Here is a 25,609-nt window from a genome sequence, read left to right as displayed (position 1 = left end):
AATTACCATTAATTTTGAAAGCTGATTACCTGCAAATATTTTATTCAATAGGAGCGGGCTTTAGCCCGCTTACCGTATGAGCCCCAGGGAAAGATTTTAGCCAAAACTTATATCTTATCGCATTTATTTTTACCTTATAATAAAAAAGATGGCCTTTCGACCATCTTTCCATATCATATTTAGAAGTAATATTATTTTTTAATAACTGTCGTTGTATAGATCAGACCTTCTTTATTGAAAAGTCTCAACACATATGATCCGGCTGAATATTCTGAGAAGTTGATATTTCCGGAATATTTGTGTCTGCCAGTTATATTTCTTCCAGACATATCATACAATTCATAATGGGTAACCTGCTTTTCTGTAATCACTGAAAGTATATCTTTCACTGGATTAGGTACAATCCTAATATCACTCATATTCTGATATTCCTTTGTCCCTAAGGCAGAAGTAAGCGTCAAAAGTCTGGAATTTTTACTTTCATTTAAACAGGTGTTTAAAGTAATGAGTTCACTAATACTTTTTCCTACAAAGCTTGAAACATTGGCTGTGCTAACGTAGGAAATACCTTTAATGACGTAAGTGCCTGCTGGAACAGAAGTAAAGTCTGCAGTAGGATTTACTGCCTGAATTTTACCTGTAGAACTGTTGACTGCAACAAATGTGTAACTATAACCAGGCGGCGTAGCAGAAGTTTCATACAAACTTCCGGGACCGGCAACAGTAAAGGTATAGCTGGTTGTATTGGCAGGATTTGAAAAATTGGAGATAACCAGGTAATAATCAACCCCTTCATTTAGTACTACAGCTTTTGCAGATCCGGTTGATGTATAATTTGATCCGTTATAATATGTATTTGATGTTAGAAAGTTTGCCACTGAAGCTGGACTTCCGGAATGTATTGATGTAATTAAAAATCCTGAAGATTTGGAGAAAACATACGAACCACTTTCTGTAACTCTGAATTTAAATGTATTTGTTGTAGAATTACTGCTAGCAGAAAGAGGAGCTGTCATGGCGGCATTGCTGTACACAATAATGTTATTCGTACTGGTAGCTACATTGTAGACGAACGTTTTAGAAGTGTATATCCCATTTTCCGCTGGTGGTGAAGTCATATTAAGATTGGTAGACGGACTGCCTGCAATAGCAGTAACTGCAGACTTAGGTGTAATATAAGTGGAATAAGCAGCACAGTCTGATGTAATGGTGAAATTATTATCAGAGACATCAAAGAACTCCGCATAAGGATTGATCACACCCACCACTTTAACTCTTGCTTTATCTGTTGAAGGGATATAAGGAATAGTCACATTAGAGCTTCCATTATTCAGAACATTGGATGCCAAAGTATATGGAAATGATATTCCTCCGTCAATAGATAGTAAAATATCAACATTATTTTTAATGGTATTCGTGTTATTCACATCCCACGTAACATTGATGTTGGTATTCGACGAGGCTGAAATACCCGTAGCATTAGGATATGAAACAGCTAAAGGTCCATTATTGCTAACGGTCACAATGATTTCATCAGAATCCAGCCCTCCATTTGTTATATTGTTATCTCTTACAGTAAAACGGAATTTCATATTCCTTGCTACGAGAGGTAAGGCCTCAGCATCATTGGTTGGTGGATTGTTTTGATTATTTAATACAAACTGCATCTTTGGAAAATATCTTTCAGTAGTTGAGATGCTTTGTTCAGAACGGAATAAAGGCGCAGTAATGCTGTTTACAGCTGTATATCCTCCTGTTCCGGTAATGGTAGATCCGAATGCACCCTTATCATTAGCAGTGGCAACATCCGCCTGTTCCCAGGTATACGACAGATTACTGTCATTAGGATCAGTGGCTATTCCTTTCAATTTGAATGGTGTATTTTTCGGGATCGTAATATCTGCACCGGCATTGGCGGAAGGTACCTGATTGGTACTTGCCACAATAGTATAACAGTTGGCTGGTGACTGCAAATAGGCAAGAATTTGATCTAAACTTTTTGCATTAAAATAGTTCAAATTATTATTTCCTGTATTGGTTTGATTATTCGGGATAGCACAGTTGGTTGAATAGCCCATGATCGTTGATCCGCCACCTGGTTCAATAGCGGCAGCGGCATTCCATCCGCTTGTACAGAATGTAGGACTGCCAGTGCTTCCTCCGACTGCATTATAAGTATGTCCGGCTGAAAACTGGTGGCCCATTTCATGAGCAATTAAACCGGCAACAACCCCTTTGGGCATCGTCAGAGCCCATTGACTCCACGCTCTAGCCTTCGAAGTATTATTGCAGGGTTGCGGACCAGCCTGACCCTGAGCTCCTCCGCTGCTTAAAATATTGAATGTATGTCCTATGTCATATTTATTATAGACCAGTGTAGTATTCGTATTTAAGGTATTAAAGCCAGTTTGCGAATTAGCAGCACTCGCAAATGAAGGATCTACTGTGAATGGATCTGTAGCGGGATCCGTAAATATTAGTGTTTTATTGGTAGTATCAGCGATAAGACCGAATGTCACAGAAACCTCGGATTCATAAATCTTATTGATCAGGTTGACCATGTTTATCGCTTCTGCCAAGGCATTATCTGTATTTCCTGCAAAAGCCTGGGTAAATTCTCCGGTAGTAGCAACTGCCAGCCTAAATTTTTTAATTTGGTTTCCAAATGGAAAATTTACAGCAGATTTTGAGGATAAAGACTGCTTGACTATCGCTAATTCATTAAGGATATCATTTTCTTCCACTCCGCAGGTAAATCTTTCATCAAATCTGGAGAAAGCATTGTATATTCTGTACTCGCCGGGAGATGTTTTGTAAGGCTCTACAATAAAATATCCTTCATCATTCTTAATAATAGCGTTAAAGTGATCTTTGAAAACAGATAATTTTAAGGAAGAACTCCGATCAGAACTTACTCCATCAAAAGTAAGAATTGAATTAACCCTATGCTCTGTAAGCCTGTTCTCACTTAGAGTAAATGTTATGATTTTTCCGTTTTCCAATGGAATTTTGATTGATCCCTTTGATATTTTTTCTTTTTTTCCACGGCTTTCCCGGAATTGACTTTCAAATCTTTGGAAATCGAAAGAAAAAACACTGCCTGGTACGGATGATTCTTGTGAAATATTCTGTCCCCAAAAAAGGTTAAAAACGAGGAATACTATGAAAGTTAATTTGCATTTCATGATGAAGTGATTTTTTATAAAGTTAATAAATAAAAAGAAACGGCAACATGAATTGTTTATCACATTGCCGTTTTCTTGATGTATATTAAAAAAATAAACGTACTGTTAATATAAGGTTGATATTTTTAAACCTGAATAACTCCTAGGTTAAATTTTTCCGTAATTGGAGCGTGATTAGCTGCTTCGATTCCCATAGAAATCCATTTTCTTGTATCTGTAGGGTTGATAATAGCATCCGTCCAAAGCCTTGCTGCTGCATAAGTTGCTTCTGTTTGCTTTTGATATCTTTTTGTAATAGTATCTAAAATTTCATTATGCTCTTCTTCAGAAATTTCTTTACCCTGCTTTTTTAAGGTAGATTCCTGAATCTGAACCAGAACTTTTGCAGCCTGTGATCCTCCCATTACGGCTAGATCTGCCCAAGGCCATGCTACAATTAATCTTGGATCATACGCTTTACCACACATGGCATAATTTCCTGCCCCGTAAGAATTTCCTGTGATGATCGTAAATTTTGGAACAACAGAATTAGAGACTGCATTAACCATTTTAGCACCATCCTTAATAATTCCACCGTGTTCTGACTTTGAACCCACCATAAATCCGGTAACATCCTGAAGGAATACTAAAGGAATTTTTCTCTGATTACAGTTGGCGATAAATCTTGTCGATTTATCTGCAGAATCTGAATAAATTACACCACCAAACTGCATTTCACCTTTTCCGCTTTTGACAAGTTTTCTCTGGTTGGCTACAATTCCTACAGACCAGCCATCAATCCTGGCTGTTGCGCAGATAATACTTTTTCCGTAATCTGGTTTATATTCTTCATATTCCGAATTATCAACCAGACATTTAATGATTTCATAGGTATCATACTGCTCAGCTCTCGAAACCGGTACAATTCCGAAGATATTATCGGGATTTTCTTTTGGTGGAAAGCTTTCAATTCTGTCAAAGCCTGCTCTTTCAGTACTTCCAAGAGATTTCATAATGTTTTTGATCCTGTTTAGAGCATCTTTATCATCTTTAGCTTTATAATCTGTAACTCCGGAAATTGAGCAGTGTGTAGTAGCTCCTCCCAAGGTCTCGTTATCAATACTTTCTCCGATAGCAGCTTTTACCAGATAGCTTCCGGCAAGGAAAATAGAACCTGTCTTGTCTACAATCATAGCCTCATCGCTCATAATAGGAAGATAAGCTCCTCCGGCAACACAGCTCCCCATAACAGCAGAGATCTGAACAATTCCCATAGAACTCATTTTAGCATTATTTCTGAAAATTCGTCCAAAATGCTCTTTATCAGGGAAAATTTCATCCTGCATAGGAAGATAAACACCTGCAGAGTCTACAAGATAAATGATGGGAAGTTTATTCTCCATTGCAATTTCCTGAGCTCTAAGGTTTTTCTTTCCGGTGATAGGAAACCATGCACCTGCTTTTACAGAAGCATCATTGGCAACAACCAGACACTGTCTTCCTGACACATACCCCATCACAACTACAACTCCTCCGCTTGGACATCCTCCATGTTCTTTATACATTTCATAACCGGCAAATGCACCGATTTCTATGGAATCTGAACCTTTGTCGAGAAGATATTCAACTCTTTCTCTTGCCGTCATTTTTCCTTCGTCACGTAGCTTCTGAAGCCTCTTTTCACCGCCTCCTTTTTTTATTTCAGCGAGCAATTGATTGAGATCGGATAATTTTAATCTATTTTGATCTTCCCGTTTGTTGAATTCAAGGTCCATAAAATTTCAATTTTTTACGCCTAAAGATACTATTTTTCTAATGAATACGACCTGAAGTAAAACAAGTGTTTAATATATTGGTTCTCAGAAATTTGTGATATTTTTAACAGAAAAATATTTTTGAATTACTTATATTTTTTCTAACTTTACTTCAGAGTTAAGGGGATAATAATCCCTGATAAATACTCTAAGTTCCTAGTTTATTTTTTTAATAGTTTATTATTTGAAGGCCCTGAACGTTGAACAAATTTTCAGGGTTTTTTGTGCTTATACTGTTCTAAGCTGAAAGGCTATGTTGAAAAAATTAAGCAGGGTAATATTTTCTATATTCGATGATATTGAGAAATGATGATCCGTCTTTATTTTTCTGATATTTTTTATAAGGACTAAAACCTAATTTTTCCGGTATTTTTCTGCTCGCTATATTTTCCTGATCAACGGGATAGATTATATATTTAAAAATAAAGTTATTTTCTAAAAACTCAATAAGGCTCTTTATTATTTCTGTACCCAATCCAATCCCCTGTGCAGTTTTTTTCAGCCATAAACCGAGTTCTACCGATTCTTCCGTTATATGATGGATTCCACAGCAGCCCATGAAATTATTTTCAGAGTCAAGTGCAACCATAACCAGGTCAGTATTGTTTGAAAGCGATCTTTTTGATTCTTCCACGAAACTGAGAATATCATTTCTATCTCCTTCCGGGCTGAAAGGCATATATCTCGTCACTTCCGCCGTGAAGCAGGTATTGATATCGTCAACATATAATTCGTCTACAGGCTGTAACAACAGGCGATCTGTTTTAATTCTAATATCTTTATTTAACTTCATTACTCAAATCTATGATTTTTTTACTTTAAAAGAGACGGTTAAACGATGAGATCACAACTCCTTTTATTTGAGCTAAAGTTTTTATAGTACCCATATTTTCTATTTTTAGCTGATTGTCAGAAATTATTCAGGAAAAATAAGGCGAACACCTATTAAAGATTTTTTTATTAAAGTAAAATTTATATTTTTTATCAGATTTGTAAAAGCCTATTTGTAAATTTGCCTGTTAAAAATTTATAGAAGTTAGAATATGCAAAAATTAGCACTTTTCAGGTTGCATTTGATTGTTTTTTTGTGGGGGTTTACTGCAATTTTGGGAAAACTGATTCATGCCAATGCTCAGATTCTGGTTTTTTACAGAATGTTGTTTGCTGCCATATTCTTATTTATCTTCATCAGGATTTATAAAAAAGAGAGCATCAAAGTTTCAAAAAAAATATTTTTCCAGTTAGCCGGAATTGGATTTGCGATGGCGCTTCACTGGTACTGCTTTTTTTATTCCATTAAAGTCTCCAATGTTTCAATAGCGCTAAGCTGTCTTTCACTTTCGACCTTATTTGCATCCATACTGGAACCTATTATTTTTAAAAGAAAGATCGATGTGTCGGAGGTTGTCATGGGAGTGGTAATTGTTGCCTGTATATTAATGATCTTTAAAACAGAGTTTCATTTTAAAGAAGGTATTATATATGGTATTCTTTGTGCTGTCTTCGGGACTATTTTCTCTGTGTTTAACGGCAAAATGTTTGGGAAAACGAGTTCAGGAAATATTATTTTTTATGAAATTTTCTGTGGATGGCTGATTCTGTCCATATTTTATACGATGACCGGACAGATTTTTCAAATGAATGAAATAAACTATCGGGATCTGGCGTTAATATGCTTGTTGGCAAGTGTTTTTACTGCTTTTCCAATGCTTGAATCGGTAAACCTGATGAAGTATATTTCGCCCTTTACGCTAATTTTAACAGTTAATTTAGAACCGGTCTACGGAATTATACTAGCTTTTTTTATCTTTGGGGAATCAGAAGAAATGAGTCCTGTATTTTATGGAGCTTCAGGAGTTATGATACTGGCAATCATTGTCAATGGATTAATAAAATCCAGAAAAACAAAAAAACAAAAAAACTTTAACTAAGCATCAAATTTATATGATGAAGAAATATTTTTTAATTGCATTTTCACTGATGTTTGGGTTGTCTCAATCACAGATCATAAGAAAGTACTCCAATGAATTTCTTAATATTGGAGCCGGTGCCAGAGGTCTGGCTATGGGTGGAGCCGTAATTTCCAATCAGGATGATGTGTACTCCCCTATGTGGAACCCAGCCGGTTTAATGGCCGTTGAAAGGGACTGGCAGGGAGCAGCAATGCACGCAGAATATTTCGAATCTATAGCAAAGTACGACTATCTTGCCTATGCTAAAGTTCTTGAGGAAGGTGTATTTGGTGTTTCTGTAGTAAGATTAGGGGTTGATAATATCCTGAATACAACACAGATGATTGATGCTGAAGGAAATATTGATTATGATAAAATAACGAAATTTTCCCAGTCAGATTATGCAGCTATCCTTTCCTATGCATTTCATCCTGGCGGAAATCCTAAACTGGATGTAGGGGTCAATGCTAAAATTGTCTACAGAAATGTGGGTAAATTTGCCAATGGTTATGGTTTTGGTTTCGACATCGGAGCAATATATAAAGCCGACAACGGATGGAAGTTTGGGGGTATGTTGCGTGATGCAACGACTACCGTCAACTTTTGGAGCATCAATCAAAAAGAACTTTCAACAGTAGTGAATGGTGAAGAGTTTAACCCTGCTCCAAAAGATAAAATGGAACTTACAATGCCTAAGCTGAATGTTGGGGCAAGTAAAGTATTTAATATCAACAGCAGTCTTTATGTATTGCCTGAAGCAGGGATCAATGTAGATTTTGCTAAAACAGCGGCTTTGGTATCTACAGATTTTGCAAGTTTAACGCCTTATGCCGGTGCAGAACTTGGATATCAGAAAATGATATTTGTAAGACTTGGGGTGAACAGGTTCCAGTCTATCACCGATATTGAGGACCTTAAGAGAAAAGTGTCTTTCCAGCCTAGTGCGGGTATTGGGATTAAATATAGAGGACTTACATTGGATTATGCCATCACCAATTCAGGGATCGGAGGATCTAATTTCTATTCTAATTTTTTCTCTCTTAAACTGGATATGGGAGCATTCAGAAATGATTAACTTTACAATGTAATTTAAAAATGATGAAAAAGATTTCTGTACTCACATTTATTTTAGCGACAACTGTTGTTTTCGGACAGAAAGTTTCAGATTATAAATATATTTCCATTCCTCAGACATTTAGAGATTTCGAGAAGAATTCTTATGACCTTGACAATTCTCTGGCAAAAGCTCTGAAATCAAAGGGATATATAGTGATTCAGGAAGGCAAAGACCAATGGCCTTCAGAGATTGAAAAAAACTCTTGCAGCTTTGCGGTAGGTAATATCAGCAATAAAAGCAGCTTTCTGAGAAACAAAGTAGAACTCGAGTTCAAGGATTGTAATGGAAAAGTGATCTTTTCATCTAAAGGAAATTCAAATCTGAAAGAATATAAAGAAGGTTATCAGGATGCGCTTAAATTATCTCTGGTTTCACTTCCGGCTTCAAGACCGCTGGAAAATATTCAAATTACAAAGGTTGAAAGCCCAAATGTGGAGACTGTGAAAAAGAATGAAGAATCCGCATCTTCGACTGTTTCAGAAAGTAAATCCGGCAAATATACAAACGGTAAGTTGAGCCTTCAGAAAATACAGGTTGATGCGAATCAGTTTATCTTAGCAGACGGTGGTAGTTCTGTGCCATTTGCTGTTTTTAAAACATCTTCAAAGAAAGATGTCTTCAGAGTAAAACTTTCGGATGGAAGTTCTACCATTGGATACTTTGAAAATGGAAATATTGTTATTGATGTTCCGCAATCAAATGGAGAGTTTGCGAAAGAAGTATTCTCCTCAAAATAAAATATACATCTAAATAAACAAAATAATGATCCTTAATTCAAATGAAAGAATGAGTTAAGGATTTTTGATGTACTAGTTACCATTAAAGTAGTCGTAAATAACTTTAGCCTTACTTTTCCCAAGAATCTCTTCCAAAATCTCCAGACTCGACTCCTTAATCCGTTTTACGGACTTTAATTTGGAAAGCAGCAGTTCAATAGTTTTTTCTCCTACGCCTGGAATCTCTTCCAGTTCCGATTTTATCGTTGAATTTTTTCTTCTCGTTCTGTGATGCTTCACTCCGAAACGGTGAGCTTCGTCTCTTACCCGCTGCAGAATCTTTAGGGTTTCCGATTTTTTATCCAGATATAATGGAATAGAATCTTCAGGAAAGAAAATCTCCTCGAGCCTTTTCGCAATTCCTACAATGGTAATTTTTCCGTAAAGTCCCAATAGTTTTAAGCTTTTTACAGCAGAAGAAAGCTGTCCTTTTCCTCCATCGATAAGGATCAGTTGTGGTAAATCTTCCCCTTCGTCAAGTAACCTTTTGTAACGTCGGTAGATCACTTCTTCCATCGTAGCAAAGTCATTGGCGCCTTCTACTGTTTTTGGATGAAAAATTCTGTAATCAGCTTTGCTTGGTCTTCCATCTTTAAAAACAACACAGGCAGAAACAGGGTTTGTTCCCTGGATATTAGAGTTATCAAAACCTTCAATATGTCTGGGTTCGACTGGCATTCTCAACAGTTTTTGCATTTCTGCCATAATTCTGTTGGTATGCCTTTCAGGATCTACGATCTGTACCTGTTTCAATTTTTCCAAACGGTATTCCTTCGCATTTTTTTCTGAAAGTTCGACGATCCTTTTTTTATCTCCAACTTTTGGAACAATCAGCTTTACATTTGGAATCTCCACAGAAAGATGGAATGGAAGCAATACTTCTTTAGAATCAGAGCTGAACTTCTGCCGGATTTCAATCAGGGCTTCTTCCATAATATCTTCATCCGTTTCCTCAAGAATCTTTTTGATCTCAGTGGTAAAACTCTGGATGATATTTCCGTTTCTGATCTTAAAAAAATTCACATAAGCTGCCGTTTCGTCGCTGGTCATTCCAAAAACATCTACATCATCAATATTTGGATTGACAACCGTGTTTTTAGCCTGATAATCTTCCAGAATATCCAGTCTTTCCTTGATGATCTGTGCCTCTTCAAACTTAAGATTTTCTGCATGTTTCATCATCTGAACCACCAGATACTCTTTTGCTTTGCGGAAATCCCCTTTTATAATTCCACGGATAGCATCGATCTTTTCATCATAGTCCTCCTTGCTTTCCAGATCTTCACATGGGCCCTCACAGTTTTTAATATGGTACTCCAGGCATACTTTATATTTTCCATCTGCAATTTTAGCAGGCGAAAGATTAAGATTACAGGTCCGAAGCTTGTAAATATGCTTGATGGTATCCAGTAAAATCTTTGCAGGACGGACCTTAGCATACGGACCATAATATTCGGATCCGTCTTTGATTACATTTCTTGTCAGAAAAATCCTCGGAAAACTTTCATTTTTGATACAGATCCAGGGATAGGTTTTGTCATCCTTTAGCAAGACATTATAGAAAGGACGGTGTTCTTTGATCAGATTGTTTTCCAATAAAAGAGCATCATATTCACTGTTGACGATCGTTGTTTCCAGACGTACAATCTTTCCTACCATTATTTTGATACGGTAACCCGGAAGATTTTTATTGAAGTAGGAGAGAACCCTTTTCTTTAAATGTTTGGCCTTTCCTACATACAGCAATTGATCGTTTTTATCATAATAACGATAAACGCCCGGTTCTGATGGTAAAGTTTTAAGCTGTAATTCTAAAGAAGGATTCATATAACAAAATTACGGAATCCATCCGGGATTTAAAAGAACAAAAAAACTGCAGAATTTTCTGCAGTTTTAATAATATGGTTACATATTTTATCCGTTACTCATCGCGGTGTATTCATTGATCAGGAAGCTTAAATAATCCCATTCAACAGAATTTTTAGGATATTTTTTCATGAATTCCGTATTGTCGCCAAAAAGGAAATCGTAATGATCTTCGAAGTCATCCTTATGAAGCCACATGACCTTGTCACCTTTCTTTACATAATAAGATTTGATAACGCCACCACCAAGCTGAGGAGAACCCATCATAGAAAAGCCTCCTGTTTCTTTAGCTCTCGGATCGTGATATACAGATATAATATCACTGAACTCAGGATTGATCAGCTGCATCAAAAATTCCTTATCATCCTTTTTATTCTTAAGCGAAACCGTCTGATTGACAAAATGTATTCTTCCACCGGCTGTATTTTTTGTCAGTTTTTTAGTGCCAAAGTTTCTGATATTTCCCATGTATTTCCCAACTTTCGCGATTTTTTCGGCGTTGGTAGGATATACATACATTTCGTTGATCTGCTCAGCATTAAAGACTTCATTCTTTTTCGTAATACTGTCTTTTAAAGAAACCTCGTAAATCTGTCCCTTTTTTGTTTCGATTTTGCCGCAGAAACCTTTATGGGAGGTTCCGTCTTTTAAAACAATCGTTGATGTTTTCTTCGGAGATGGTGTATTAAAACCCTCGTTGAAGAGATAGGTTTCCATTTTTTTGATGTCTTCCTTAGAATATTTTACTTTCTGGGCGAAAGTGGCAGTACCCGCAAGACACAATGTAAGCAGTAGAGTTTTGAGTTTCATAAGTTATTGATAATCGTTTTTTATTTGGCGGTAAAAATAGCAAATTAATTCACGCATTGTCAGAAAAAGATAAGACGGTGAAATTTAGCTTTTACAATTATTGTTAAATGCGTAATTTTAAGGAAATTTTTAGAAATGATATACGGTGTAGATGTTTTCACTTTCCATGATGTTCTGGAAATCTGTAAAAAACCAAATAAAGCTAAACTTAATAAAGTAGCCAAAGAACAGATCCTTAAATCTCAGAAAAACGTTCAGAAAATAGTAGAATCCGATAGATGTGTCTATGGGATCAATACAGGTTTCGGACCCCTTTGTGATACTAAAATATCAGCTGACGAAACGGCTCAGCTGCAGTATAACCTTATAATTTCCCACGCAGTAGGTGTAGGAAAGCCTATCGATAAGGAATTTTCAAAGATCATGATCATTGCCAAAGTTCATGCGTTGTCAAAAGGCTTTTCAGGGGTTTCTCTGGAAGTGATTGAAAGACTGATCCTGATGCTTGAAAAAGATATTATACCTGTAGTCCCTGAACAGGGTTCTGTAGGGGCATCCGGAGATTTGGCACCTCTTGCTCATCTTGTACTTCCATTGCTTGGATTAGGACAGGTTTGGGAAGGAGATGAGATCTTTGAAACCATGGACGTTTTGGACAGACACGGTCTTGAACCACTGGTTTTAGGTCCGAAAGAAGGTTTAGGATTGATCAATGGAACACAGTTTATTCTGGCTCATGCGATCAAAGGTTTAGAAAAATTTGAATACTTATTAAACCTGGCAGATATGACGGCTGCAATGAGTATTGAAGCGTACAGAGGTTCTGAAAGTCCTTTCAAAAAAGAACTTCACGACATAAGACCTTTTGAGGGAAGTAAAAAGGTGGCGGCAAGAATGCTTAAATTTTTAAAAGGTTCCGAAAATATGAAAGCTCACGAGGATTGCGAGAGAGTTCAGGATCCTTATTCTATGAGATGTGTACCTCAGGTACATGGTGCCAGCAGAAATGCATTTGAACATCTTAAGATGATGGCCGAAACAGAACTGAATTCTGTAACAGACAACCCGATCATTCTAAGTGCTGAAGAATCTATTTCCGGAGGAAACTTCCACGGACAGCTGATGGCGCTTCCATTGGATTATGCGACACTTGCCGCGGCTGAATTGGGAAATATTTCAGACAGAAGAAGCTACTTATTATTAGAAGGGAAGTACGGACTTCCAAGATTGTTGACTGAAAGCTCAGGATTAAATTCTGGATTTATGATTCCACAATATACTTCTGCTGCTTTGGTTACAGAAAACAAAACTTTATGTTTCCCGGCATCAGCAGATTCCATTCCTACAAGTTTAGGACAGGAAGATCACGTTTCTATGGGAAGTATTTCCGGTAGAAAATTCAATCAGGTTTTAGGAAATCTTGTGAATATTTTATCTGTGGAATTGATGTTTGCAGCCCAGGGATTAGAATTCAGAAGACCTTCCAAATGTTCGAAGATCATCGAAGAAAACTTTGCGATCATCCGTTCAAAAGTTAAGAAACTGGAAGACGACAGACTGATAGGAAAAGATATGCTGGCGATCGCGGAGCTGATCAACGAAAGGAAATTTAAGGTTGAAGCTTAATAAGAAAGAACTGTCAAAGCAGCGATGGTCATTAATCGCTCAAAAGTAAATCAATATCAAGCTTCCTCTCTCATAGGGGAAGCTTTTGTATTAAGACTGAATTTTTAAATTACATTAGATTCTTATAGTAATAAATATGACTACAAACAGAACCGATTCCTCCAACACCGATTTCCGTAATTTAGTTAAACTTCTCGATGCCGATCTTGCCGTCAGGAATGGTGATGATCATGCGTTCTATGATCAGTTCAATAAAATCGATGCCATCAAAAACTGTATCGTGATCTACATCGATAAACTTCCTGCTGCCTGCGGAGCTTTTAAGGAGTTTTCTGAAGATACGGTAGAGATCAAAAGAATGTATACGAGCCCGGACTTTAGGAAAAGAGGATTGGCAACGGCCATCGTTAAGGAATTGGAATCATGGGCAAGAGAATCAGGATATTCAAAAGCAGTTTTAGAAAGTTCACTGGAGCAGAACGAAGCACTTTCGGTTTATGAAAAAAGCGGATATTACAGAATTCCTAACTATGGGCAGTATGTAGGTGTAGATAATAGTGTCTGTTATGAGAAAAAATTGTAATTGTTTCAAAGGGTGGTTGTAATTATTCATATTCCTGTAATAGTAAATTTACTTTTTCTAAGCTTTTAATTCACGCCAAAGAGTTATATTGTAATTCCAAACCATACAATTAAAACTATGAAAAAAAAAGTATTCTACTTACTGGCGCTCTTTTTCGTCATGAATTCATGTACCAATGATGAACTTCAAAACGAGAATCCTAAAACTGAAATCATTCAGAAAGATCCTTTGACCGGAAAGCAGATCAACGCAGAGATCAACAGTACCATCAAAAACACTGGCTCTTTCAACTGGAAAAATGCTTCCGATCATTTGTTGTGGAGCGCTGTTTTTAGAGGAAACAGAATGGTATCCATTGGATTCGGGTCTTCAAAGGATGATTTTGACAGAAGCCTTTCTGCAGACAGTAAAACCATGGAAACTGATGTTTTAGAGGTGATCAGAAAGCATGAAAGTGCAGGGCAGGAGCGATTCCTGATTGCTTCAGATCAATATCTCAATCAGATAGACGTCATCATAGAAAAGGAGGAAACCATTTCGGCCCTGAGAAAAATGAAAACCATCCGGTATGTAGAACCGGGAGACTATCATTATTTTGAAATAGAAAACGGGCTTAATCCCAATGCTAAATCAAGCGGATCCTCATCAGGATGCGGCTTTGAATCCACTGCTTTAAATGCTGCAGACTATACCACTACTGCACCCAATGCAAAAGTTCCTTGGGCTTTTACCCAACACAACATTCCAAATGCATGGAATCACAGCACGGGAGCAGGAGTAACCATAGGGCTTATCGATACAGGAGTTTCACCGGAGCAAACGCTTTTGGGAACCAGTTTTAATACCGGAGCTTCTTCCGGAAGAACCATCAGTAAATTTGGATCATATGTCAATGGATCTACTACCGACGGTCCGGCTGATCAGTGCGGACACGGAACAAAAATGGCTTCCGTAATGGCTGCTCCTAAAAATAATGCAGGACTTCCTGTAGGTGTTGCTTACAATGCCAGTTTAATCACTTATCGTGCTGCTTCCAATGTGATATTGGAAACTTCCAGTGAGCAAAACGGAGTTAAAACCGCATTTACGAATCTTGCTAATAATACCAGTGTAAAGATTATTTCCATGTCCATGGGGCATATTTTTTCAGTGGGGAAAATTGAAGATGGTGTAAAATATGCCTATTCAAAAGGAAAACTCATCTTTTGTGCAGGAGGTACTTCTACCAGTTTTACCAATTTTGTAGGGGTGATTTTCCCTGCAAGTATGTCCGAGACACAGGCAGTAACCGGAGTAAAAGAAGGAACTTCTAACCAGAAATGTGATGTGTGCCATACAGGAAGTCAGATCGATTTTACCTTCCAGATGGAAAGAGCCAATGGAAATACAGTTCCGGTTTTAAGCTATTACAACAATCAGGCTGATTATGTAGGCGGTTCATCAGTAGCAACCGCGGCAACTGCGGGTATCGCGGCTTTGGTGTGGTCTAAAAATCCTTCATGGACAAGAGATCAGGTACTCAATAAAATGAGACAGTCTGCTACGTATTATCCGACCGTAAATTCAAGCTACGGATATGGAAATATTAATGTTCTGAAAGCAGTACAGTAAAAAAAGATTTCAGTAAAAAATATCAGGGGAATATCTCAGTCTCCCAGCTGATAATCAAGCGGAAGCATATTTTCAATTTTATTCTTTGAAAAGTCGCCTTCGTTGATCAGTTGGTCCGGATTGGTGATATTTCCCTCTTTTGAAACCTCAAACAGCTCTCCCTCGGGGTGTAGGAAAGAGGATAATGTCACAGGATATTTACTTTTAATAAACTCCTTTCCGTTAATCTCATAGAAATATTTCTGATAATTGATCTGGAGTATATCCTTAAAACTGAAAATAACCTTTCCGTCTTTTCTTGTTACATAATCTGAATCGGGGATAAGTGTTTTAACAATAGCCAGGGCATAGGGTTTCTGACTGTTTTTTCTCTGCGAAATATCAGTGATGTTTTCAGGAATTTTTACCATTGCAGAACTCCGGATGATCTGCTTAAAATCTTCAAGCAGCTTCAGTTCTTCTTCAGTAGGATATTTGGGATTTGGCGTTTTCACGACATGATTCACAATGAATTTTTCTTCTGAGATCGTATGATTATAAATGCTTCTGAAAAAATGCAGCAGACTTCCATCATATGCATTCATTCTGTTGAGCTTAGTTTTATCCGTGTTTTTTGTTTCTTTAAAAAAACTTGTTCCGGTATAATTGACGGTATTGCTATTTAAATCCAGTGAATAACTGATGAGATTGTACTGAATTTCGTAACCCAGGTTTTTGTTTTCGATGATTAAAGTATTCGGCGCTTTTACCTTCAAAAAATTATTTTTTTTGTCATACGAAAACTTTAAAGTCTTTTGGTTTTTTATGGTTACACGATCGCGGTCGGAACCGATAAAAGTATCAAGAAAATAATTGATGTAATTTATATAGGCCTCCGAAGTATAAGGAACCAGCCTGATCTCCTCAATGGCATTCGTTTTTGTTAAAACTACTTTCAGATTTTTATTAATGACTGCGGAAACAGCTGTGGTAAAAGTTGTATAATCGTCCTTCTGAAAAACAACATTTCCAGGATTTCCGGAAACGCTTAAACTGAAACTGCCGTCATCTTTTGAAACCGTTCCCGTTTTAGTTCCGTCAATATAGATATTCACTCCGGATATAAAACTTCCGGTATCATTGACTACATGACCTTTAATAATCTGTGCAGTTACAGCATATAAAGGGAGTATAAATAAAAATAGTAATATTGCTTTTTTCATGGTAAAACAATATTACTAATTTTTTAGTGATAAAAAAGAATGATAAAAACAGTTTATCCAATCCTTACACTCGTCATACTTAAAGATCCACCGATCAGCTCATCATTAAACAAAGTCAGGTTTTCACTTTGATCTTTTAGTCCTAATGTATAGATCAGTGGAAGATAATGATCAGGGGTAGGCACCGCGTACTGAAGAAATGTTCCCTGTTTCTGATATTCTATAATATTCTGGAAATTTCCATCCAGGAGCCAGTTGTTGGTTTTTTCTCTTGCTTCTACGGCCCAATCCCAGCCGGCGCCTACAGTATCTATATTTTTCCAGTCGATCAGCCGGAGATTGTGTACTATATTTCCGCTTCCGATGATTAGGATACCCTTTTCACGCAGTTTATTCAGTCTTTTGGCCAGATCAAAATGATATTGCGGAGGTTTTGTATAATCAATGCTCAGCTGGATGACAGGAATATCAGCGTTGGGATACATATGCTTGATTACTGACCAGGCACCATGATCCAGACCCCATTTGTGATCTTCTTCCGCCAAAAGAGGAGCTAAAAGCTCAACCGTTTCTTTTGCCAGTTCCGGACTTCCCGGAGCGGGATACTGTACATCAAACAAAGCTTTCGGAAAACCGCCAAAATCATGGATTGTTCTGGGCATATCCATCGCAGTTACGAATGTTCCCTGCGTATACCAGTGAGCAGAAACACAAAGAATAGCATTAGGTTTTGGGATTTCCTGTGCAGCCTTTCTGAAGCCTTGTACAAACTCATTTTCTTCGATAGCATTCATCGGCGAACCGTGTCCAAGAAATAAAACGGGCATTCTTTGGGTATTTCCAAAATTATCGCTGATGTTCTGTAGATCATTGAGGTTCATAAATAATGGTAATTAAAAAAGGCTCAAGGCTTTTAGAAAAATCCCTGAACCCTTATGTTAAATTATAGATATTTGGGGTGCTTTTTAGAACTACTTCCATTTCCGGTTATACAGCCACTGTGTAGTGCGTATCACCCCCAACAATCCGTTTTTTATTAGGCCTGTTTTACAAACTGTAATTCTCCGGCAATTTTTACATCTTCGCTTACCATAACACCGCCTGCTTCAAGAGCTGCATTCCAGTTCAAGCCAAAATCTTTTCTGTTGATCTTTCCTTCAAAAGAAAAACCTGCTTTTGTATTTCCCCAAGGATCAACATTGATTCCACCGAAATCTACATCTAAAGTAATAGGTTTTGTAATACCGTTAACGGTAAGGTTTCCTGTTACTTTATCGTTTAAAGCCTGAGATTCAAATGTGATAGAAGGATACTCTTCCGTGTTAAAAAACTCAGCAGACTTCAGGTGATTGTCTCTGTCTGTATTGTTAGTAAAAACAGAATCAGTCTGGATGGTAGCCGTTGTTTTAGCATTAGAAAAAGTATCATCTTCAGCTTCAATCTCAGCATTGAAAGTTCTGAAGTTTCCTTTAATATTAGAAATCATCATGTGTTTTACTTTGAAAGTAATTTCACTATGTGTTGGGTCTAGGTTCCATTTTGTTGCCATTGTATTGTATTTTTTTTGATTGTTATTAATAATGCAAATGTAGGGTAGCGGACATATACCAGTCATTGATTTAGGATAAGAAATGTAAACAGCTCCTATTTTTTATGTGAATGATCAATTATCGCAGGTGGTAAAATTCACCATGAACGATTTATGATGCACTCTAATTTCCTCCTATTCTTTATACTATTAAGTTAAGGATTTATTTTTATCCATACATTATATCCTATTTTACGAATGTTTTATTTAACATTAATTAACGGATGATTTTTATTTCTTATTTTTGATGGATTCAATTCTATACAATGAAATTATATAAATTTTCTTTATTGATGCTGGTTTTGGGCAGTTCTGCGTTTGCTCAGACCCAAAAATTTACAATGGCGGAGGCAGTAAATGGACTGAGAACAAATCTTGCCGTTAAAAATATCTCGCAGTTCTCATGGGCTGCTGACGGTAAATCCTATATTCAGGCTGTGAAAGGAGGGTATCTGATCACCGATCTTAAGACCAATAAACAGGATACTTTAGTGTCTTTGACTCAGCTGAACAAATCCTTTTCGGATGCCAAGCTGAAAGGGGTTCCACAGATTAAATTCATCAGCGGTTCAAATGGTTATTTCAGTGCCAATGACAAGATGTTCTGGATAGAAAAATCCGGAAACGCCTGGAAAGTGAAAACAGCTGCGGCAGTAGACGAAAGTGCTTCCAATGTAAAAATGTTTGGAGATAACCAAACTTTTGCTTTTACTGTAAAGAATAATTTATTTGTAAACAAAAACGGAAAAACAATCGCTGTAACCAACGATTCAGATGAAAATATCATCAACGGAGGGGCAGCTGTTCACAGAAATGAATTCGGAATCGATACCGGAATTTTCCCTGCTCCCAATTCTGAAGCCGTAGCATTCTACAGAATGGATCAGACCATGGTTGCAGATTACCCTGTTATTGACTGGTCTGTAACGCCGGCGGTAAATCACAATATCAAGTATCCGATGGCAGGACAAAAATCCCACGAAGTTACTTTGGGAGTTTATAATATCAAAAATCAGTCAACAACTTTCCTGAAAATCGAAGGCGAAAAAGATCAGTATCTCACAGCAGTTACATGGAGCCCCGATTCAAAATATATTTTTGTGGGTGTTCTGAACCGCGGACAGAATCATGTAAAAATGAATCAGTACGATGCTGCTACAGGAAATTTAGTCAAAACGCTGTTCGAAGAGACAAGCGACAAATATGTTGAACCTCAGCATCCACTTACATTCTTCCCGAATTCTAATACCGATTTTATCTGGCAGAGCCAGAGAACGGGATACAACCACCTGTTTCACTACAGCCTGGAAAAAGGAATGGTAGCACAGATTACCAAAGGAGATTGGCTGGTAACCGATATCCTAGGATTTAATGAAAAGAAAAAGGAGATCTATTTCACTTCTACGAAAGAAACGCCTTTGGAGAAACATCTATATAAGATCAACTGGACAAATTTCAAAATGCAGCGTTTAGACGATGCAGCAGGAGTACATACAGGTATTTTAAGCAGTGATGGAAATTATTTATATGACAGTTACAGCAATGCAGGGACACCTAGATCTGTAAATATCATTAATACCAATACCATAAAGTCTACAAATATTCTAACCTCTGAAAATACACTGAAAAATTATCAGAGACCTGAAATTAAAAATGTAGAGTTAAAAGCTGATGACGGAACACCTCTTTATGGAAAGATCATTCTTCCGACAGACTTTGACGCCAGCAAAAAATATCCGGTTATTGTTTACCTGTACAATGGGCCACATCTTCAGCTGGTGACGAATACCTTCCCGGCTTCAGGAAATCTTTGGTACGAGTATATGGCTCAAAACGGATACATCATTTTCACCATGGACGGAAGAGGTTCTTCTAACCGTGGAATGAAGTTTGAGCAGGCTGTTTTCAGAAACCTGGGAACAACGGAAATGAATGATCAGATGAAAGGAGTAGATTACTTAAAATCCCTTCCTTATGTTGATGCTCAGAAAATGGGTATTCACGGATGGAGCTTTGGTGGATTTATGACAACCAGTTTCATGCTTCGTAAACCGGATGTATTTAAAGTGGGAGTTGCAGGAGGACCGGTTATCGACTGGAAAATGTACGAGATCATGTATGGTGAAAGATATATGGATACACCACAGGAAAACCCTCAGGGATATGCTGCAGCTAATCTGCTGGACAAAGTGCAGAACCTGAAAGGAAAATTACTGATGATCCATGGTGCTCAGGATGATGTGGTGGTATGGCAGCATTCCATTAAATTTATCAAGTCAGCGGTAGACAACGGAGTGCAGTTAGATTACTTTGTGTATCCGGGACATCCGCACAATGTGATCGGAAAAGACAGAGTTCATCTGATGCAGAAAGTAACAGATTACTTTGATCAGTATCTGAAGAAATAATAAGAAAACCAGCTGCAAGGCTGGTTTTTTATGTTAATAGTAAAATGTATTTTAATATCGGAGATTAATCATAAAATTCTTTGATCACATACGTGCCGTTATTGATTCTTTTCAATTCTTTTATGATATAGTACCGGTGAAGAAAACCTGTAAGAACAACAATCTTTTTACCCGGATGGGTTTCGGCAATCCTGGAAATGTTTTTAGCCATAGTCTGATTTCGAAGATCCCAGAATCCTGACATTAATTTAAAACCATCTCTGTAGCTGATCTTTTCTCCGTTTGGCTTTACAACAAATCTTTTCGCAAATTCAGGTCTTGCTTCAATGATTTTTAAAAGCTCTGAATACTGGGAATTTTGTCTTTTTCCTGAGATCTGATCAGTCGTGGAATTATTGAAATTTTCCGGAGATAGTTCTGCAATCTTCATCAGGTCTTTTGTAAGATTGGTGAAATTTTCATAAATCTTCACTTCTGAAGGTGCTAATTTCTTTGCTTGATACAGACTGTCGATGAGTTTCACCGACAAATTATCTGTCGGAACCATTCCCCTGTCTTTTCTATACTGATTTCGGCCTTCAAAATCAAAAGAAGATCTTAATGTTTCCGGGTATTTTTTCAGGTATGAATTGCTTGCTTTGATTTCATTTTCTGTAATCTTAATTCCATTTTCGTAGTCTTTCATTCCCTGGCTGTCGACCTCATGAAGGATGATATCCGGCTTTACCTTATCAAGGATGTCGAACAGTATTTTAGGGTGATAATTGGGGACACTGTCATGGATGTTTCCAATCACATAGATCTCGGTTTTGCTTTGAGAAAAGGACAAGCTGAAAAACGCTAGCAGAAATGCAGTTATAATAAGTTTCATGTTATAAATTAAAAACAGGGCCAAATATAGGCAAAATCCGATCTTAACAAACATCAATGTTTTTGAGCTTTTTCATTTGTAATTTTGTGTATCTAAAATCTAAAAATATGGAATTAGGAATAGGAATGTTTGGTGACCTGGCTTTTGACCAGGTTACCGGGAAATATAGAGATGCAGGAGTGAAGATCCGGGAAATACTGGATCAGGTAAAATTAATGGATGAGGTTGGAATTGATGTTTTTGCTATGGGAGAACATCACCGTCCGGATTATGCAGTTTCGTCACCGGAAATGGTATTGGCTGCTGCGGCAAGTATCACCAAAAATATAAAGCTGGCAAGCGGAGTTACGGTTTTAAGTTCTTCCGAACCCGTTAAAGTATATGAAGATTTTTCAACATTAGACCTTATATCAGACGGTAGAGCAGAGATATTTGTGGGAAGAGGAAGTTTTATCGAGTCGTTTCCGTTATACGGCTATTCCCTGAACGATTATGAAGAACTGTTCGATGAAAAACTGGAACTGCTTTTAAAGATCAATTCAGAAGAAAATGTAACATGGTCAGGAAAGCTTCGTGCATCAATGCAGAATCAGACCGTTTATCCAAGGGCAAAAAATGATGGCAAACTGTCGATATGGAGAGCTGTAGGTGGTACTCCGCAATCTGTTTTAAGTGCTGCAAAACTAGGAATGCCTTTGGTGGTAGCCATTATCGGAGGAATGCCTGTACAGTTTCAGGATCTTGTTGAGTTTTACAAACAGGAATATCAAAAGGCCGGACATGATGTGTCTGAAATGCAGATTGCGATTCACTCGCATACCTTTGTAAGCGACGATCAGGCTGTGGTGGACGGATATTTCAATAACTACAAATCCCAGATGGACAGAATCGGGGCATCAAGAGGATGGGCGCCTTACACGAAAATGCAGTATGAAGGAGGAAGGGGAAGAGATGGAGCGTTATTCATTGGAAATCCTGCAGAAGTGGCTGATAAAATAGCGTACATGAAAGAGATTTTCGGAATCACAAGATTCATTGGACATATGGATATTGGTGATCCGGCTCACGATATCATGATGAAGTCGATAGAATTATTTGGGGAGAAAGTAAAGCCGGTAATTCAGAATCTATAAAATAAACCTCTGCTGTTATTCAGCAGAGGTTTTTATTTGATATCCAAAGTCTATACAATTTCAATTAAGCTTCCTCTTTCCTCATCCTTCACAATGTTGAGTGCCGTTGGAATCTTTTCTTTAAGCTCTTCCACGTGCGAGATAATTCCTACAATTCGGTTTTCTTTCATCAGATTCGTCAGGGTTTCAAATACTATATTGACGGATTCCGTATCCTGAGTTCCAAAACCTTCATCTATAAAAAAGAAATTTTTGTCGGCCTGTGCATTGGCCTGAACACTTTCTGCCAATGCAAGAGCCAGGCTTAAAGAGACCTGAAAAGACTGTCCTCCCGAAAGAGTTTTTACACTTCTGCTTCTGCCTTCGTTAAGATAATCGATGATCTCAAAATCGTTACTTTCATTCAGCTGAAGACTCAGTTGGTTTCTCGTCATTCTATGAAAACGGACATTGGCATGATCGCAAAGCTGTCTCAAATAAATGGAGGAGACATATTGTACAAAGCCGGCTGCCTTAAACAGGTTCATCATCAATTTTAAATTTTCGGAACGTTTCTGAAGACTGGTAAGATTCTTTAGCAACTCTTCTTTCTTCAGGAATTCCTTTTCCAGTCTTTCAATTTCTGACCTGATTTTTACAACAGAATCATTCATCTGTTTCAGATCATTCTGAGCTTCAGTGAACTGTTTTTCAGCCAGAGAAAATTGCTCATCATCGAATGTAAGTCCTTTCAGCTTTAATTCAAGACCCTCAATGACCTTCTTTAAAGTTTCATAATCAATTTTAAATTTTTGAATCTTGGTTCTCTCATCCTGTACATTGATCTTCTGACCTAAAATATTTTCTGCTTCTTTAAAGTCTGCAAAATTATGTTCGGTTAGCGCTAAAGTAATCGCTTCCTTATTTTCTGAAATTTCTTTTTCAAGTTCCGTAATCTGTTTTTCAGATTGATTGACGAGAGTTCTTTGTTCAGCAAGTTTAGGTGCAAGTACTTTTTCCTGTTGTGATGCCTTTTGGTAATTTTGTTCCGTTTCTGTATTAAATTGGGATAGCTTCTGATAAGCATCTTCAACCTCAGCTACGGTTTTTTGCTCATAGCTTATCCAGTCCAGCGTTTTCAGGTTGGAGCGGTTGATGTTAATCTGTTCTTGTTTGGCTGCTTCTTCCAGTCTGAAAGTTTCCAGGGCGCTTCTGTATTTATCTAAGGTCTTGCTTTCACTTTCCAAAGTTTCCCTTTCTAAAGTAACTTGCTGGCTGATTTCTTCAATCTTTTTTTCCAGAGCAAAAGAATCCGAGCGTTTTTTTTCAAAATCTTCTTCCTGATCCGGACTGAAAGGTTTCCAAACGAAATGCTGAATGTGACTTTCAATATTTTTTTGAATCTCAGCCAACGCTTTTTGTTCAGCAATAAGCTGTTCTTCAAATATTTTTTTTCGGGCTAAAATTTTCTCAATTTCAGCCTCTTGAGTTTGGTTCTTCAACAACTCCTGTTCTATACCCTGGATTTTCTCCTGAATTTCCTGTAATTCGGTATGTACATCCTGAAACTCCACGATATTGGGATGTTCCTCAGAACCGCAAAGAGGGCAGGATTCACCATCGTGAAGTTCACTGGCAAAATGCGAAAGTTCCTTTTGGATCTTTAAGTGATCCTGTTTTTGCGAAAACTCTTTTTTCTTAATTTCCAGAGCAGTCTTATGAGTACTGAAATCTTCTCTGAAATTTTCATGAAAAGAAAAACGTTTCAGCTCCTCCAAAATTTCTGTAATCTGTTTCTGCTGGTTTTCAATTTTACTGATCTGCTCCAGCTGTGATTTTTTGAAGTTTTTCTGCTGTATAAACCAGTTTCCAACAGCTGTAAGTACAACCGGATCCAGCTTCTGTTCCTTCAGAATTTCTACATCCCTAGAGAATGTATCGATCTTTTTCTGAATAATATTTCTGTTGTCTTCGACTTCCTTTACCTTTTCAGAACCTATTTTTGTTCTGTCTTTAAGAGCTTTGATCTCTTTGGAGAATGTCAGAATTTTCACCATCAGACTCAGATCGTTTTCCTGAGCCCTGGATTGTTCCAATGCTTTAAACTGTGGTTCAAGAATTGAAAGCTGTTCTGTAATTGCTTTAAAATCCTTTTCAGTTTCCTGTAAAGTTTTAACCTGAAGTTCCTTTTCACTATGTTTGACTTCAATTTCTTTGGAAAGTTTATTTTTCTCAGCAATTAAAGGATTGAATATCCTGAAAACTTTATCATAAAGCTCTGTTTGTGCCTCCAATGCATCCATCCGAGGTTTCTGTTCGGATAGCTTACCAAATTGCTCTCTGTTTTGTTTTAAACCTTCAAAATCTGTTTTTAAATTTTTCAGCTGCTGATAGGTCGTTGAAATCTCTTCAAACTTTTGATTGGATTCCCCGAACTTTTTCTGCTCTTCTACCAGATATCCTTTTTGAAGCTGAATATTTTCTTCGTTAATTTCTTCAAAACCTTTTAACTGCCCTTCAAGCTGATCGAGTTCAGACCTGTTTTTTCCGTACAAAACAGAAGCATTGTTCTGAAGATCATAACGTTGAAGACTAAAGATTTCCTTCATCATATTCGTTCGCTCTGCAGCACCCAATTCAAGAAATTCCTTAAACTGCCCCTGTGGAATGATGATGGTTCTTTTAAAATTAGGATAACTTAAGCCAATAACAGTTTCCGCATTGGTATGGTCCAAAGGAATCCATTTACCATCAATTTGCTCGTAGAATGTTACAGAATACGGTTTTACATCTTCGAATTTTTTCGAATTTCTTCTGAAGTCTCTGGTGGCGCGGAATAATTTATTCTCATAATTGATAAAATCAAATTCTATATAAGAACTGTTAGACTTCAAATTCATCATATTATAAGCCCTTTTATCACGCATATTCAAACGCTCTGTTTCACCGTATAGAGCAAAAGAAATAGCCTCCAGCACTGATGACTTTCCGGAACCTACAGCACCGAAAATACCAAATAATCCGGCATCTGTAAGGTTTTTAAAGTCTATGGTCTGGCGTTCCTGATAGGAGTACAGACCTTCGATCGTTAATTGGACAGGTATCATGC

The 25,609-nt window shown here is 37.3% G+C and carries 18 protein-coding genes; 8 read left to right on the top strand and 10 right to left on the bottom strand.

The window, feature by feature from the left end:
* Positions 1-191: 191 nt before the first annotated feature.
* The 3 genes from IW16_RS09355 to IW16_RS09345 form a co-directional block, all read right to left on the bottom strand.
* Entirely contained in the window at positions 192-3,185 is a 2,994-nt protein-coding gene (locus IW16_RS09355) for a zinc-dependent metalloprotease (RefSeq protein WP_034742582.1), read from the bottom strand.
* 125 nt (positions 3,186-3,310) lie between these two features.
* On the bottom strand, positions 3,311-4,939 hold the full coding sequence (locus tag IW16_RS09350) for an acyl-CoA carboxylase subunit beta (RefSeq protein WP_034742579.1): 1,629 nt from the start codon (positions 4,937-4,939) through the stop codon (positions 3,311-3,313).
* A gap of 304 nt (positions 4,940-5,243) precedes the next feature.
* A complete protein-coding gene (locus tag IW16_RS09345; protein WP_034742575.1) occupies positions 5,244-5,771 on the bottom strand; it encodes a GNAT family N-acetyltransferase in 528 nt (175 codons plus the stop codon).
* A gap of 250 nt (positions 5,772-6,021) precedes the next feature.
* On the opposite strand from IW16_RS09345, the gene IW16_RS09340 reads away from it, so the two are divergent.
* From IW16_RS09340 to IW16_RS09330, 3 genes are read left to right on the top strand one after another with little or no spacing between them, the layout of a single operon-like run.
* On the top strand, positions 6,022-6,909 hold the full coding sequence (locus IW16_RS09340) for a DMT family transporter (RefSeq protein ID WP_034742572.1): 888 nt from the start codon (positions 6,022-6,024) through the stop codon (positions 6,907-6,909).
* Positions 6,910-6,922: 13 nt separating this feature from the next.
* Complete coding sequence (locus IW16_RS09335) at positions 6,923-8,005, top strand: putative type IX sorting system protein PorV2 (protein WP_034742570.1); 1,083 nt, start codon at positions 6,923-6,925, stop codon at positions 8,003-8,005.
* A 20-nt stretch (positions 8,006-8,025) separates the two neighbouring features.
* Positions 8,026-8,784 (top strand): hypothetical protein, encoded by a 759-nt coding sequence (locus tag IW16_RS09330; RefSeq protein ID WP_228376920.1) that lies wholly within the window; start codon positions 8,026-8,028, stop codon positions 8,782-8,784.
* A 72-nt stretch (positions 8,785-8,856) separates the two neighbouring features.
* Here the strand turns inward: IW16_RS09330 and uvrC are convergent, their stop codons facing one another.
* On the bottom strand, positions 8,857-10,650 hold the full coding sequence (uvrC, locus tag IW16_RS09325) for an excinuclease ABC subunit UvrC (protein WP_034742567.1): 1,794 nt from the start codon (positions 10,648-10,650) through the stop codon (positions 8,857-8,859).
* 87 nt (positions 10,651-10,737) lie between these two features.
* Positions 10,738-11,499 (bottom strand): hypothetical protein, encoded by a 762-nt coding sequence (locus tag IW16_RS09320; protein WP_034742563.1) that lies wholly within the window; start codon positions 11,497-11,499, stop codon positions 10,738-10,740.
* Positions 11,500-11,634: 135 nt separating this feature from the next.
* Here IW16_RS09320 and hutH point away from each other — a divergent pair, with 135 nt between their 5' ends.
* From hutH to IW16_RS09305, 3 genes are all read left to right on the top strand, one after another.
* Positions 11,635-13,125 (top strand): histidine ammonia-lyase, encoded by a 1,491-nt coding sequence (hutH, locus tag IW16_RS09315; protein WP_034742560.1) that lies wholly within the window; start codon positions 11,635-11,637, stop codon positions 13,123-13,125.
* A gap of 136 nt (positions 13,126-13,261) precedes the next feature.
* Complete coding sequence (locus tag IW16_RS09310; protein ID WP_034742557.1) at positions 13,262-13,708, top strand: GNAT family N-acetyltransferase; 447 nt, start codon at positions 13,262-13,264, stop codon at positions 13,706-13,708.
* Between the two features lie 117 nt (positions 13,709-13,825).
* Positions 13,826-15,319, top strand: coding sequence for a S8 family peptidase (locus IW16_RS09305; protein WP_034742554.1), 1,494 nt, complete (start codon positions 13,826-13,828; stop codon positions 15,317-15,319).
* 35 nt (positions 15,320-15,354) lie between these two features.
* Here IW16_RS09305 and IW16_RS09300 read toward each other — a convergent pair whose 3' ends face one another.
* The 3 genes from IW16_RS09300 to IW16_RS09290 all read right to left on the bottom strand — a co-directional run bounded on the left by IW16_RS09300 (position 15,355) and on the right by IW16_RS09290 (position 18,070).
* A complete protein-coding gene (locus IW16_RS09300) occupies positions 15,355-16,521 on the bottom strand; it encodes a carboxypeptidase-like regulatory domain-containing protein (RefSeq protein ID WP_034742550.1) in 1,167 nt (388 codons plus the stop codon).
* A gap of 53 nt (positions 16,522-16,574) precedes the next feature.
* Positions 16,575-17,402: a 4,5-DOPA-extradiol-dioxygenase gene (gene ygiD, locus IW16_RS09295; RefSeq protein ID WP_034742546.1), complete on the bottom strand. Its 828-nt coding sequence runs from the start codon at positions 17,400-17,402 to the stop codon at positions 16,575-16,577.
* Positions 17,403-17,557: 155 nt separating this feature from the next.
* Positions 17,558-18,070: a YceI family protein gene (locus IW16_RS09290; protein WP_034742542.1), complete on the bottom strand. Its 513-nt coding sequence runs from the start codon at positions 18,068-18,070 to the stop codon at positions 17,558-17,560.
* A gap of 305 nt (positions 18,071-18,375) precedes the next feature.
* Here IW16_RS09290 and IW16_RS09285 point away from each other — a divergent pair, with 305 nt between their 5' ends.
* On the top strand, positions 18,376-20,517 hold the full coding sequence (locus IW16_RS09285) for a S9 family peptidase (protein WP_034742539.1): 2,142 nt from the start codon (positions 18,376-18,378) through the stop codon (positions 20,515-20,517).
* A gap of 64 nt (positions 20,518-20,581) precedes the next feature.
* Here IW16_RS09285 and IW16_RS09280 read toward each other — a convergent pair whose 3' ends face one another.
* Positions 20,582-21,388 carry a TraB/GumN family protein gene (locus IW16_RS09280; protein WP_034742536.1) on the bottom strand — a complete coding sequence of 269 codons (807 nt, stop codon included), beginning with the start codon at positions 21,386-21,388 and terminating at the stop codon, positions 20,582-20,584.
* 107 nt (positions 21,389-21,495) lie between these two features.
* On the opposite strand from IW16_RS09280, the gene IW16_RS09275 reads away from it, so the two are divergent.
* Entirely contained in the window at positions 21,496-22,521 is a 1,026-nt protein-coding gene (locus IW16_RS09275; RefSeq protein WP_034742533.1) for an LLM class flavin-dependent oxidoreductase, read from the top strand.
* 50 nt (positions 22,522-22,571) lie between these two features.
* Here IW16_RS09275 and IW16_RS09270 read toward each other — a convergent pair whose 3' ends face one another.
* Complete coding sequence (locus IW16_RS09270; protein WP_034742530.1) at positions 22,572-25,607, bottom strand: AAA family ATPase; 3,036 nt, start codon at positions 25,605-25,607, stop codon at positions 22,572-22,574.
* Positions 25,608-25,609 lie beyond the last annotated feature (2 nt).

It is taken from the genome of Chryseobacterium vrystaatense (assembly GCF_000737765.1).
GTDB classification, from domain to species: domain Bacteria; phylum Bacteroidota; class Bacteroidia; order Flavobacteriales; family Weeksellaceae; genus Chryseobacterium; species Chryseobacterium vrystaatense.
The sequence above is the reverse complement of the archived record's forward strand: the minus strand, read 5'-3'. Positions and strand labels throughout refer to the sequence as shown.